11 protein-coding genes and 1 tRNA gene are annotated in these 12,610 nt (G+C 34.4%); 7 read left to right on the forward strand and 5 right to left on the reverse strand.

All coding sequences use genetic code 11. The features are described 5' to 3' along the window. Nucleotides 1-16: 16 nt before the first annotated feature. The 3 genes from ACPF9A_RS09870 (at nucleotide 17) to ACPF9A_RS09880 (ending at nucleotide 1,542) form a co-directional block, all read left to right on the forward strand. The gene (locus ACPF9A_RS09870; RefSeq protein ID WP_424004449.1) at nucleotides 17-964 is read left to right on the forward strand and encodes a PorP/SprF family type IX secretion system membrane protein; all 948 of its coding nucleotides are present in this window, start codon (nucleotides 17-19) and stop codon (nucleotides 962-964) included. A 44-nt stretch (nucleotides 965-1,008) separates the two neighbouring features. Further along, complete coding sequence (gene folB / locus ACPF9A_RS09875; protein ID WP_424003997.1) at nucleotides 1,009-1,380, forward strand: dihydroneopterin aldolase; 372 nt, start codon at nucleotides 1,009-1,011, stop codon at nucleotides 1,378-1,380. A gap of 88 nt (nucleotides 1,381-1,468) precedes the next feature. After that, nucleotides 1,469-1,542 (forward strand) — tRNA-Cys (locus ACPF9A_RS09880). 48 nt (nucleotides 1,543-1,590) lie between these two features. On the opposite strand, the gene ACPF9A_RS09885 is transcribed toward ACPF9A_RS09880, so the two are convergent. Both ACPF9A_RS09885 and ACPF9A_RS09890 read right to left on the reverse strand, forming a co-directional pair. After that, the gene (locus ACPF9A_RS09885) at nucleotides 1,591-1,989 is read right to left on the reverse strand and encodes a DoxX family membrane protein (protein ID WP_424003999.1); all 399 of its coding nucleotides are present in this window, start codon (nucleotides 1,987-1,989) and stop codon (nucleotides 1,591-1,593) included. 6 nt (nucleotides 1,990-1,995) lie between these two features. Further along, entirely contained in the window at nucleotides 1,996-3,156 is a 1,161-nt protein-coding gene (locus ACPF9A_RS09890; protein ID WP_299798833.1) for an ATP-binding protein, read from the reverse strand. Nucleotides 3,157-3,280: 124 nt separating this feature from the next. On the opposite strand from ACPF9A_RS09890, the gene ACPF9A_RS09895 reads away from it, so the two are divergent. From ACPF9A_RS09895 to ACPF9A_RS09905, 3 genes are all read left to right on the forward strand, one after another. Next, the gene (locus tag ACPF9A_RS09895) at nucleotides 3,281-4,471 is read left to right on the forward strand and encodes a phosphoglycerate kinase (RefSeq protein ID WP_424004001.1); all 1,191 of its coding nucleotides are present in this window, start codon (nucleotides 3,281-3,283) and stop codon (nucleotides 4,469-4,471) included. A gap of 119 nt (nucleotides 4,472-4,590) precedes the next feature. Continuing rightward, complete coding sequence (locus tag ACPF9A_RS09900) at nucleotides 4,591-6,219, forward strand: LysM peptidoglycan-binding domain-containing protein (RefSeq protein ID WP_424004003.1); 1,629 nt, start codon at nucleotides 4,591-4,593, stop codon at nucleotides 6,217-6,219. 12 nt (nucleotides 6,220-6,231) lie between these two features. Further along, nucleotides 6,232-7,233, forward strand: coding sequence for a DUF4837 family protein (locus ACPF9A_RS09905; protein ID WP_424004005.1), 1,002 nt, complete (start codon nucleotides 6,232-6,234; stop codon nucleotides 7,231-7,233). 101 nt (nucleotides 7,234-7,334) lie between these two features. Here ACPF9A_RS09905 and ACPF9A_RS09910 read toward each other — a convergent pair whose 3' ends face one another. From ACPF9A_RS09910 to tatA, 3 genes are all read right to left on the reverse strand, one after another. After that, a complete protein-coding gene (locus ACPF9A_RS09910; protein ID WP_424004007.1) occupies nucleotides 7,335-7,511 on the reverse strand; it encodes a DUF6747 family protein in 177 nt (58 codons plus the stop codon). A gap of 319 nt (nucleotides 7,512-7,830) precedes the next feature. Beyond that, nucleotides 7,831-10,368 carry an OmpA family protein gene (locus ACPF9A_RS09915; RefSeq protein ID WP_424004009.1) on the reverse strand — a complete coding sequence of 846 codons (2,538 nt, stop codon included), beginning with the start codon at nucleotides 10,366-10,368 and terminating at the stop codon, nucleotides 7,831-7,833. Nucleotides 10,369-10,702: 334 nt separating this feature from the next. Then, nucleotides 10,703-10,888, reverse strand: a complete 186-nt coding sequence (tatA, locus tag ACPF9A_RS09920; RefSeq protein ID WP_424004011.1) for a twin-arginine translocase TatA/TatE family subunit — start codon at nucleotides 10,886-10,888, stop codon at nucleotides 10,703-10,705. Nucleotides 10,889-11,732: 844 nt separating this feature from the next. Between tatA and ACPF9A_RS09925 the strand changes: the two genes are divergently transcribed. Further along, nucleotides 11,733-12,605 carry a M23 family metallopeptidase gene (locus tag ACPF9A_RS09925; protein WP_424004013.1) on the forward strand — a complete coding sequence of 291 codons (873 nt, stop codon included), beginning with the start codon at nucleotides 11,733-11,735 and terminating at the stop codon, nucleotides 12,603-12,605. The last annotated feature ends 5 nt before the right edge of the window (nucleotides 12,606-12,610 follow it).

A 12,610-nucleotide genomic window follows, 5' to 3' on the forward strand; every position in this document is an offset into this window, starting at 1 on the left:
TTAACCTAAAATGATGATGCGGAACAGTCTTTTGACACTGGTATTATTTATAAGCGTACTTTCCCTTAGAGGGCAAGAGCTTACGATACCTCAATTATCGCAATACCTTGCCGATAACCCTTTTGTAATGTCACCAACCTATGCAGGTATCGGCGACCACGTTAAAATAAGACTTAACGGACTTACCCAATGGGTTGGCATTAAAGATGCACCCGATACACAGTCTTTAGCAGCCGATATGCGTATTGGTGAAAAATCTGGTGTTGGAATGTTATTGTATAATGATAGTAATGGTGAAACCAAGCAACAAGGAGCTCGCTTTTCATTTGCGCACCACCTTACGTTAGATCGTTACGATGATGAGTTTTTATCATTCGGTATCTCGTATAATTTTAACCAGTTTAGAATTGATAATACGAATCCGGATTTAATAGCAGATCCTGCTTATGTTGGAGATAAAGCTACTACAAACCATAACTTTGATATTGGGGCATTATACAGATATGACAAATTTTATTTCAGTATCAACGCTTCTAATGTTTTAGATAAGGACTTAAGTAATTTCAACGCTTTGTATGAGCCTAATAGATTAAGAAACTATTACGTGTATACAGGTTACAGGTACATGAAGAAAAGAACCAGCAAGGTAGAGGTAGAACCTTCTATTTTGTTTCAATTATTCGAAAGTGACGGGCGTTCTGTTACCGATTTAAACTTGAAATTCAGATTTTATGATTTTGAAGATTATTTCTACGCAGGTATTAACTATCGTTTTTTGAATGATCAAATTGGTAATCCGCTTTACATCGCTCCTATAGCAGGTCTAAAGAAAAGTAATTTTTACTTCGGATATTCTTATCAAGTTATTCTTAACGAACTTCTTGGCTATAGTTCTGGTACGCATGTCATCACCCTAGGGGTAGATTTATTTCAAGGTATCAGTAATTGTCGTTGTACATATTAATCCTTCATGGAGATTCATTAAATTTGTCCTCCAGAATATAACGAATGGGTAAAGTACAATTAGAGAATATAAAAGCATATGCCCACCACGGGTGTTTGCCTCAAGAAACCAATATTGGCAGTGATTATTTGGTCAACGTATCCGTAGACACAAATTTATTAAAAGCCTCAGTTTCCGATCAGTTAAAAGATACTGTTGACTATGTACATATCAACAGAATCGTAAAACAAGAGATGGCAACGCCTTCTAAATTATTGGAGCATGTTGCAAAAAGAATAATCGACCGAATTTTTATTGAACTCCCGACCGTAGATAATGCAATGGTTTCTGTTTCTAAAATCAATCCGCCTATAAACGGAGATGTAGAAAAGGTAACGGTTTCATTGAATTTACAAAGAGGACAATCGGTACAGTAAACCATCCGACCTTAAATAAATATAATTTCTTGGTTTTTAATGCAGCTTAGATTGGGATAATTGTTTATTTTTGCTCTCGCTAAAAAATGGCATCGTGGCCGAGTGGCTAGGCGCAGCTCTGCAAAAGCTTGTACAGCGGTTCGAATCCGCTCGATGCCTCCAAAACCCTTCTAATAGAAGGGTTTTTTGTTTTCTATAATTTTATGTTCTTTAAGCTTGAAGTAGAAATACAAGAAGAATAGTTGGTATAAAATAAACTGCAATAGTTTTGGCACCTTCGTAATCTTTAGCAATTCGCTGTCCGAATAAAAGCATAAGCAATGTTATACTCGATAATATTGCGCCATATAGCGCAGTGCTAGTTTCTCCTGTACTTAAAATTTGATACACACCTACTACACATAGTAAACCGGCAACTACTTCGGTAACCAGAATAGTACCGACCAACAATGGCACCACATTTTTAAAAGGAGTTTTAGAAAAGTGTTCTTTTAGCCAAGATATATTTCCGGACCAATCTGTAATTTTATCAAATCCGCTTTGTAAAAAGGTGATAATTAAAAATAAGAGCAATAAAATTTCAGTGGCATTATTCAATACTATATTCATGGTGGTTTATTTAAGTTCAGACTTTTTTCTATGAAGCAGTCTAGTTAGTTTAATAGATAAATCGGTAAATATGATTTTAGAATTTCCATTTCTCTCCACATGGTAAATAGCATCTTCCAGCTCTTTAGTGATATCTAAAATGTTGTTTTCATGTACAAAAGGCGCAAATTTCTTTAATTGAAATCCCTCGGCATGTATTTTTAAATATGCAAGTTCTTCTGCGCCATAATTAATCATAAGCGCCTGTCTCATAACCGTAATACAGTAGCTTAGAAAGTTCTTTTGTGTTTCTCTACCGGTTTTTGCAACTTCTTCGCTCCACAATAACAATTCGTGAATAGCGGCCTTATTACCTTTTGCCTTAAAAGCTGTACGAACCCATTGTACAAACCAGTTTTCAAACACAAGGTCTTCAGAATCCTTATTTAAGAGATCAAGAGCTTTATTGTAATTACCATTTGCTTCGTGGGCCAATAGCATGGCTTCTGGTTTGCTAGCACCTTTCTCAGTTAAGGCTGAGGCAATAGCATCTTCTGCTAAAGGAGGAAAATGAACAACCTGACATCTAGATTTTATGGTCTGTATAATTTGTTCTTCGTCTTCACATAGCAGTAAGAAGATAGTTTTATCGGGCGGCTCTTCAATTAACTTTAATAATTTGTTAGAAGCTGCAGTGTTCATCTTTTCTGCCATCCAAATTAACATCACCTTATAACCACCTTCATAAGATTTTAATGATAATTTTTTTACGATATCTTGAGCTTCATCAACACCAATTTGCCCTTGTTTTTTTTCGATTTCAATATGGCGGTACCAGTCAAAGAGATTTCCATAGGGCTGTTCTAGTATAAACTCTCGCCATTCTTTCATGTAATGGTTACTAACGGCGTGAGATTTTACCTTATCAGAATTAGAAACAGGAAAAGCAAAATGAACATCTGGGTGTGCAAATGACTTGAACTTTAAATTGCAAGCTTCATTGCCACCATTGTTTTCTCCATTCGTGTTCGAACATATAATATATTGAGCATAAGCCAATGCCATTGGCAAAAGACCGCACCCTTCTGGACCAACAAATAATTGTGCATGTGGTATTCTACCGGCATCTGCACTTGATGCCAGGTGTTTTTTAATATGTGAAAGTCCTAAAATTTCATTGAATAACATAGATTCAAATATAGTTGTTTAAAGCACAACAAATTTAATGGTATTGGGTGTAAATTATCCTATTTAGCTCTTTATCAAAAGCCTTTTAATCTTTACATTTGTTACGTAACAAAAGTAAAATCACATGAAAGTATTGAACGACTTCAATTTTGACAATAAAAAGGCCTTAATAAGAGTGGACTTTAATGTTCCATTGAACGATAAATTTGAAGTAACTGATAACACTAGAATTGAGGCGGCTAAGCCTACAATTATAAAAGTGTTGGAAGATGGCGGTAGCGCTGTGCTTATGAGTCATTTGGGCAGACCAGACGGTAAATCTAATGCTGATTTATCTTTAAGTCATATCGTAGATGCTGTTTCTGAGGCTATAGGTGTAAGCGTAAAGTTCGTTTCGGACTGTGTAGGTGAAGTAGCTGAAAAAGCGGTAGCTGATTTAAAAAGTGGTGAAGTACTTTTATTAGAGAACCTTAGATTTCATAGTGAAGAAGAAAAAGGCGATGAAGCTTTCGCAGAAAAACTTTCTAAACTAGGTGATATATACGTAAATGATGCTTTTGGTACGGCTCACCGTGCGCATGCATCTACAACTGTTGTAGCCAAGTTTTTTCCAGAGGCTAAATGTTTCGGCTATTTATTGGCTAAAGAAATAGAAGCGATCGATAAGGTTATGGCTACTGGCGAAAAACCAGTATTGGCGATTCTTGGGGGAGCAAAAGTTTCTTCTAAAATTACGATTATCGAAAATATACTTGATAAAATCGACGACCTTATTATTGGTGGTGGTATGACGTATACTTTTATTAAAGCCCAAGGCGGTAAAGTAGGAGATTCTATTTGTGAAGATGATAAGATGGATCTAGCCATGGAAATTCTTAAGCAGGCCAAAGAGAAAGGTGTTAATGTTCATATACCTGTAGATGTAATTGCTGCCGATGCTTTTGATGCCAATGCAAATACGCAAGTTGTCGATGTTGATAAAATACCTGACGGATGGCAAGGTTTAGATGCCGGACCAGATACACTTCAAAATTTCAAAAAAGTGATTTTAGCTTCTAAAACAATTCTTTGGAACGGACCAATCGGTGTTTTTGAAATGGAGAAATTTGCTGCTGGTACCATTGCTGTCGGTAACTATATTGCCGAAGCTACAAAAGAAGGTTCTTTCTCTTTAGTTGGGGGTGGAGATTCGGTTGCGGCAGTGAAACAATTTGGCTTTGAAAACAAAGTTAGCTATGTATCAACAGGCGGAGGAGCAATGTTAGAAAGTTTAGAAGGAAAAACATTACCTGGGATCGCTGCGATATTAGCGTAGTACAGGGGTTATCGATAAACGGCGTATGACGAAAATTTGTGCATTTTAAGAGAATTTATTTTATTCTCATTAAAAAATGTGCGATTTTCGTTTGTTCCGTTAACGTATTTTACCCCATTATGAATAAAATAGCCTATAATTTTTCTTGTTTTTTAGGATTAGCCTTGGTGCCAATGTTAGCATTGGCCCAACAAAAGGACCCTACACTAAAGGCAGTAGATTCTCTGAATAGTAACACTACAGTTGTTAATGACTCATTAAACAACGTGGTGCCCATAACGCAGATAGATATTGTGCAAGGCTCCGCGACTGAAAAGTTAACGTTGTTCAAGCCAACAGAATCTTCTTCTTATAATCTTCAAGATCATGAGTTAGCTGCAAAGTTCGATAGCCTTTGGATGAAAGAACTTGTAGATGCGGCCCCGCTCTTCAAAGAAATGTACGAAGAAGTAATGGAACTCGATACAGTTTCTACCTTCGTTTTAGACCTACCTACAGATACCTTAAAAATGCGTTTGGCAAAACTGAATGCTAAAACACCTTTCAACGTTGAGTACAATACATCTTTAGAAAGCGTTATTAGATCATTTTTAACGAGAAAAAGAGGATTAATGGAGCGTATGCTAACCATTAGTCAGTTTTACTTTCCTTTATTTGAACAAGAATTTGACAACAAGAACATTCCTTTAGAAATGAAATACTTGTCTATTGTTGAATCTGCCTTAAATCCGAAAGCACGTTCTAGAGTAGGGGCAACTGGTTTATGGCAATTTATGTACGGTACCGGTAAAGAAATGAAATTGAACATCAATAGTTATGTTGATGAGCGTAGTGATCCCATAAAATCTACTGCAGCAGCTGCTAATTACCTAAATAGATTACATAGAATATACGATGATTGGGATTTAGCCTTGGCGGCATATAATTCTGGTCCGGGTAACGTAAACAAAGCAATACGCCGCAGTGGCGGACAACGTAATTATTGGAATATTAGAAAAAATTTACCAAGAGAGACCGCAGGTTATGTGCCAGCTTTTCAAGCTACCATGTATATCTTCGAATATGCAGCAGAGCACGGTTTAAAATCAAAGAAAGCAGATCGTGCATATTTTGAGACAGATACCATTCATGTAAAAGGACTGATTACTTTTGATCAGATTTCTGAAATGACCGGTATTAACAAGGAAGAGATCCAAGTATTAAACCCTTCTTATAAGTTAGACGTTATACCTTTTGTAGAAGGAAAAATACATGCATTACGATTACCGGTTCATAAAATGGGAAAATTTGTAGCAAATGAAGAAGCTATTTACGCCCATGTAGAAAAAGAATTGGCAAGTAAAGAAAGTCCTATTGCCGAGATTACTAAACAAGCAGATAAGAATAGTATTCAATATAGGGTCAGAGATGGCGATTTTCTTGGTAAAATTGCAGAACGTTATGGTGTTCGCGTTAGCCAGATAAAACAATGGAACGGACTACGGAGTAATAATTTACGTATTGGGCAACGATTAACCATTTACCCTAAACACAACTCTAGTTCTTCTGTAAAACCTAAGGAAACACCGACTAGAACTGCTGTTGCCAGTAATTCTAAAACACACGAAGTTAGAAGCGGAGACTCTTTATGGACGATTTCTAGAAAATATCCTGGGGTAACTATCGAAAATTTACGAAAGTGGAACGGTATTAGTGGTAATAACCTAAAGCTAGGCACTAAACTTAAATTGTGCGACTGTTCATCGTAAACCAAAACACCAATGAAAAAAAGAATTTTACTTTGTTTTTTAGCAATTTTAGGATTGTCGATCGCCTGTAAAGAAGATGGTAAGGCAGATTACCTACCAGAATCTGTGGGCGCAATGAATACCTTGACGGTAGTTATCGATAATGATTTATGGAATAGTAGTGTCGGCGACGCCATTCGTGAAAACTATACTGCAGCTGCACAGGGGTTAACCTGGGACGAGGCACTATTTAGTGTTACTCAAATTCCCCAACAAATTTTTACCGGATCAATTCGTAATACAAGTTCTGTGCTTTATGTGATGGAAGACACCTTAAATGTTGCGCACATGAAAACCAACATGTATTCAAAGCCACAAAAAGTGGGAGTAATCAAGGGTCGCAATAGAGACGAATTGATTGCTAATATTAAAAAAACAGCTCCAGAATTTATTGCTGATTTTAAAACATTGGAAATCGAAAAAGCTCAAAAACGATTTCAAATTTCATTAAATAAAGAAAAAGCTCTTGAGGAGAAATTCGATATTTCAATGAAAATACCTTCTATTTATAGAGTAGGTAGAGAAGAAGATAATTTTGTGTGGATAGATCGCCAGATTCAAAAAGGGAACATGAACATTATTGCCTATACCATGCCTTGGGATAGTTTTCAGAACGATTCTACTTTTGTACAAGATATTATAAAAATGCGCGATTCAATTGGCAGTCTATATATTGGTGGCGAAGATATACCTGGCAAGCAAAACCATATGATTACAGAAAAAGCTTTTTCTCCATATGTCTTCCCTGCTGAGGTTTCAGGAAATAAAGCCGCAGAAGTAAGGGGTATATGGGAAATGTCTGCTTACCCTATGGCTGGTCCGTTTTTGACCTATATAATTAACGATAAAGAAAACAACCGCAAATTAATATTAGAAGGATTTGTTTTTGCACCTGCAACCCAAAAAAGAGATTATATGTTCGAACTAGAAGCGATTATGAAATCGGTTAGGTTCAATGTTACAGAAGAGAAATAATTACTGTATTCTTTAATAAAAGTGAAAGGCTCAGGAATATCCTGAGCCTTTTTTATGTAAAATAGGTTCGTTTTTCAATACAAACCTAGAAGTTGTATTTGTTATATGTTACTAAAAGAAAACCCTGTAGATACTCTAAAAACTAAAGCATATGCAGCAAAAGCTATTAGTACAAAACACAACCAAGAGAATACTTTGAAGTAATGCTCTAAAATGTAGCTTCTCCAGTTTTTGAAAGCTTCAATATAAATTTCTCTAACAATAGTAATTTTTTCCATGTTCAATGATTTAGGAGTTCTTGCGAGTAAAGATGTTCAATCTTATGGCCTTTATTGAAAAGATTAGTTAAAAGGGCAAATTATTCTATAAAATGTAGTAGGTAGATTATGTGGTCTATCAACAGTAAAAATGATAGATAAACTACATATTCTACACGTTTTAGAAAATCGACATAGCGTAAAATCACAGATAAATATAAAGCCGTTCTGGTCGATACAGGAAGAAGCACTTAACTTGATATAGTTACAACAACTTAAATGTATTATAAAACAAAAGGCCCGCTATTTAGCGGGCCTTTTTTATTGATGTTATTTTATATTACATATTTACGATAATAAACTCTGATCTACGGTTAAGGTAATGTTGTTCTTCTGTACAGCGAACAGTACCATCACAATCATTTATCAGTTGTTCTTCACCATAACCTATAGCACTTTCAATTCTACTTGGATCAATACCTTGAGCTATGATATAGTCTCTGGTAGATTTGGCACGTTTGTCAGATAAGTACTTGTTATATACACCATCACCCCTTGAATCGGTATGAGATTCAATTTTAATGATCATATTAGGGGAGTCGTTCATTACTTCTACTAGCTTATTAAGTTCTACAGCAGCATCGTCACGTATATACGATTTATCGAAGTTAAAGTGAATCATTTCTGTTTTAAGCTTTTTAATGCCATTCTCAACAGCGATCATATCGTTAAGTTTTCTCATTGATACATCTACATTAACAATCTCATTATTTTTTGTAGCTGCTTCTCTAGTGTCATCAAAATAGCTGCCTTTAGTAGTTTTCAATACATATCTCGTATCGGCATCTAAATCTTCGAAAATAAAGTTACCAGTATCATCGGTTTCCATTTCTCTAAGTTTGATGTTATTCTCATCAAGTAATTCCACTAATGCGTTTGGCATTAGATCTCCAGTAATTAATTCTGTTACTATACCCGATATAGCATTTATACTGGTTGGTATTTCTTCTAGCTGTAATGTTTTAAAGGAATAGATATCATCATCGCCTTTACCACCATCGCGGTTAGAAGCAAAGTATCCTTTTTGAGTTTCTTCATCTACTATAAAAGAAAAATCATCTTTTTTGCTATTTACAGGTTTACCGACATTGCGGACTTCTAAAAAGCCAGCTTCATCATCAAAGGCAACTTCGAAAACATCTAATCCACCTAAACCAACATGACCATCAGATGAGAAGTATAGTTTCTTGTCATTGATAAAAGGGAACATTTCTTTATGTTCTGTATTAATTTCAGGACCAAGGTTTCGAGGTGAAGAAAATGATCCGTCTTCAAGTACATCTACAACGAAAATATCAGTTTCACCAATGCTACCAGGCATATCAGACACAAAGTATAATTGTTTGCCATCTTTACTTAAGGCTGGGTGACCAGTAGAATAGCTATCACTGTTAAATGATACTTCTTCAGCTTCTAACCACTCTCCATTTACTTTCTTAGAACGATAAATTTTAAGGTGGTTAATTCCGTTCTTATCACGCTTTAATTTTTTACCATAATTATTTCTTGTAAAATACATGGTTTCATTATCAGGAGAAAAAGCAACAGAAGCTTCATGATACTTTGTATTAATCTTTTTAGAAAATTTAATGGCATCTTTAAAGTCTTGTGATTCTTCGTTCACTTTGGCTACAAACAAGTCTAAATAAGGCTGATTGTTCCATTTGTATTTTCTAGTGGTAAATATGGAAGAATCTTTTGCAGATGCATAAACCATTTCATCTTCACCATAATACATAGGCGAGAATTCTGAATACTTTGAATTTATGTTCAGGTTGTCGATATCAAATTTCTCTTCCATTCTCAACAGACCGTCTAAAACTATTTCATTCTGTTCGGTATCTTGATCTATTTCTTCTCCGGCTAATTTCTTATTGTACAGTTTTAATAGACGTTTTGATCTTTTATAGTTTCCAATACCTTTTAGAGAGTGTGCATATTTAAATAAGTAATCTGAACTCATATCAGACTCATATTTAGTATATAATATGTTGTACCACTTATATGCGTTTTCCATATCAGTATTAAAGTAATGCGCATCTCCCGCTTTCTTCAGTACATCATAGGTATATGCTTTTTCTCCTTTAGATAAGGCTTGCTCATAAATTTTGGCTGCTTCGGCATACCACATTTTATCAAAATATTCATCGGCTCTTTTTATAAGCTTTGATTTAACCGCTGGGTCATTCTCTTTTAATGAAGAAAGCATTTCATAAGAAACATCTTCTACAGGTATAGATTCTGTTTCTAGTAAGTTTTCACTAGCTAGTGCTTGTTCATTTGTTGGTGTTGCTCTTAAAGCTGTGTTGGTTTCTATCTCAGATACTGTTGGCAATTCTGATAATAATTCTGGTTCAGATTCAGTGTATGAATTACTGTTGATCATTTTTAGAATCCAAACTTCATCATCATAACGATTATTGAATTGTGTAGAACAATCGCTTATGGCTTCTTCCCAAGACGTATAATGATTTAAATAAAGATAGTATAGTTGGTTTTGAGGATTTTGAAAGTATCCTGCATTAAAGCCTTTTTTATTCAGCTTCTTAATTTGTGAGTTAAGATTTTTGTTTTTAGAAAATGTACCTGAAATTATATAGTAGCCATTCTCGGTTTCTTCAATATCATGAAAAGCCCTGTAAGGAATAGACAGCTCTTCAGCGGCTCTTTGAAATGCCGCTTTGTCATCTTCATCAGTTTCATTAACCACTGGGCTATAAATAGTATTATTAACCTCAGACTCAAGTTCGCCTTGAAGATCTTGCGCTTGGGCAAAAACGATAAATACCAGAAAAAATAAATTTAATACACTTCTCATAGACATAATTCTTTGTTGAATACGAAATTCAACTGGGGTTTTAAGTATAGTACCAACGGTTAGTTATGGCTGTTTAGTACTATATGTCTAACGAAATTAGGGGTAAAGCGATATTCTAAATATTAATTGTTGTGAAAGAGGGTTTTTTTGTCGTGAATGGTCAGTATTTAGTAGCTTCATTATCGTTGACACTCCTAAAAAATCGATAAAATGCATATTTACAAATGCACTATGCCTTAGTATATGAACAAGTAATTTAGCATGACCATCAGTCCATAAAAAAAGCCCTGATATACAGGGCTTTACAAAGTTTATTTTGGAAGTAAGATTTTACTTAATCCTTTTTCTTTTCTTCTAGTTTTTCATCCTCTTTAGAGGCATCTTTAAATTCTTTTATTCCGCTACCTAAACCTCTCATTAGTTCCGGAATTTTTTTGCCTCCGAATAATAGTAGAACTACTAAAACTACAACTACTATTTGCCAAGGACCTGCAACCAAAAATACATTTGCTAATGTCATAATAAAAATTATTTGAAGTACATACCAAAGGTACTAAAAAGTTATTAGTTTGCTGCTAATATTAACTTCAAGTACTGATATTTTAGCAGATTGATGAACAACTAATTATATAATTTTCGGCGGCAGTAGGTTTTAATGCCACAATAAACGGAATACCATTTGGTATTTTAATTATGTTTTAGTTAAAAGAACGAGACCACTTTACGCTAGTAATCTTTATAATTCGTTAATATGGAAAAAATATACTGTGCATCCCTGATTTGTGAAGATCTAAATTGGATAAAGCTTTATTATGGCGTGCTCATATTATTTTCTTTGATTTTAAACGCTAACAATACACCAAATGTACCATGCCAGATATAATTTGGCATTCAGTGTAAATCTCATTAAATAGAAAATTTATAGATGTCGGACTTTAAAAAATACAAGTACAGCGATTTAGCCTATAGTTTTATTTAACTTATGCATGATTTCGGTATGAGTTTGAAAAGATTATATGTTTAACCATTTTTAGTTTAAATCTAGATGCTTTAAAAGGAAATTTGAATGTATCTATAAAGAGAGTATATCGATTTTTGATTTGCTAACTAGTAGTTTGGGTGGGTGAATATCCTAAAGACTACGATGTCTAGTCTTTAAGGAAAAGTTGATTAAAGAGAATTTTTACATTCCTAAACAATCAAATTAGTAAATAAGTAATTTTATTGATTGAAATTTTAAGAATCAATTAGTAGACCGGATGAACTAAAATTGTATTAAAAAACGTAACTAGTTAATCCTCTCTTTCTAAATTAATCATTTCAAAGAAGGTCTAAAATTAAATTCTAAGTTTATCTTTGTTAAGATGGCCAAAAAGAAAGTCAAGAAAAGAAAAGAAATAAAAAGGAAACTACTTCACAAGTACCGTTTAGTAATACTAAACGAGAGTACTTTTGAAGAGAAAATTTCTTTTAAATTAAGTAGGCTCAATGTTTTTGTTACAGGGTCTCTTTTTATGATAACCTTAATCGGACTTACAACATTACTAATCGCTTTTACACCTCTTCGAGAATATATACCGGGTTATTCTTCGACAAGACTTAAGAGAGAAGCTACTGAACTTACCTATAAAACAGACTCTTTGGTTAGAACCTTAAATTATACCAATAAGTATTTAGATAATATTCGTATGGTTTTAAAAGGGGATATCGAAAATACGGTTGTGAATAGAGATTCTCTGTTTCAACAATTTATACTAGACCCTGCATCAGTAGATTTGAACCCGATAAAAGAAGATTCATTATTAAGGGCAGAAGTTGCTCTTGAAGATAAGTATAACTTATTCGAACGAACGATTGACAAGAAAAATTTAGTATTGTTTACCCCTGTTTCAGGATCAATCTCTATGGGTTTCAATGCAAATGAAAAGCATTATGCAGTCGATATTACTGCTGTAACCGACAGTCCTGTAAAAGCAATTGCGAACGGCACGGTAATTTTTTCTGAATGGACGGCAGACACCGGATATGTTATTATAATAGAGCACGAAGGCGGATTGTTAAGTGTATACAAGCATAATGGGTCATTATCAAAATATCAAGGTAATATCGTAAGGGGTGGTGAAGTAATTGCTGCAGTTGGTAATACGGGCGAGCTTACTACTGGGCCACATTTACATTTCGAAATTTGGGATAACGGTACACCTATTGACCCTTTAAATTATATTGACTTTAATTAATACCA

The organism is Maribacter sp. IgM3_T14_3, from assembly GCF_049603095.1.
Taxonomy (GTDB): Bacteria; Bacteroidota; Bacteroidia; order Flavobacteriales; family Flavobacteriaceae; genus Maribacter.

Coding starts and splice junctions, on each gene's coding strand:
- ACPF9A_RS09890 (WP_299798833.1), bottom strand. CDS start 3,156: ATGTTATTCAATGAAATTTTAGGACTTTCACATATTAAAAAACACCTG.
- ACPF9A_RS09870 (WP_424004449.1), top strand. CDS start 17: ATGCGGAACAGTCTTTTGACACTGGTATTATTTATAAGCGTACTTTCC.
- ACPF9A_RS09895 (WP_424004001.1), top strand. CDS start 3,281: ATGAAAGTATTGAACGACTTCAATTTTGACAATAAAAAGGCCTTAATA.
- folB (WP_424003997.1), top strand. CDS start 1,009: ATGGGTAAAGTACAATTAGAGAATATAAAAGCATATGCCCACCACGGG.
- ACPF9A_RS09925 (WP_424004013.1), top strand. CDS start 11,733: ATGGCCAAAAAGAAAGTCAAGAAAAGAAAAGAAATAAAAAGGAAACTA.
- tatA (WP_424004011.1), bottom strand. CDS start 10,888: ATGACATTAGCAAATGTATTTTTGGTTGCAGGTCCTTGGCAAATAGTA.
- ACPF9A_RS09905 (WP_424004005.1), top strand. CDS start 6,232: ATGAAAAAAAGAATTTTACTTTGTTTTTTAGCAATTTTAGGATTGTCG.
- ACPF9A_RS09885 (WP_424003999.1), bottom strand. CDS start 1,989: ATGAATATAGTATTGAATAATGCCACTGAAATTTTATTGCTCTTATTT.
- ACPF9A_RS09910 (WP_424004007.1), bottom strand. CDS start 7,511: ATGGAAAAAATTACTATTGTTAGAGAAATTTATATTGAAGCTTTCAAA.
- ACPF9A_RS09915 (WP_424004009.1), bottom strand. CDS start 10,368: ATGAGAAGTGTATTAAATTTATTTTTTCTGGTATTTATCGTTTTTGCC.
- ACPF9A_RS09900 (WP_424004003.1), top strand. CDS start 4,591: ATGAATAAAATAGCCTATAATTTTTCTTGTTTTTTAGGATTAGCCTTG.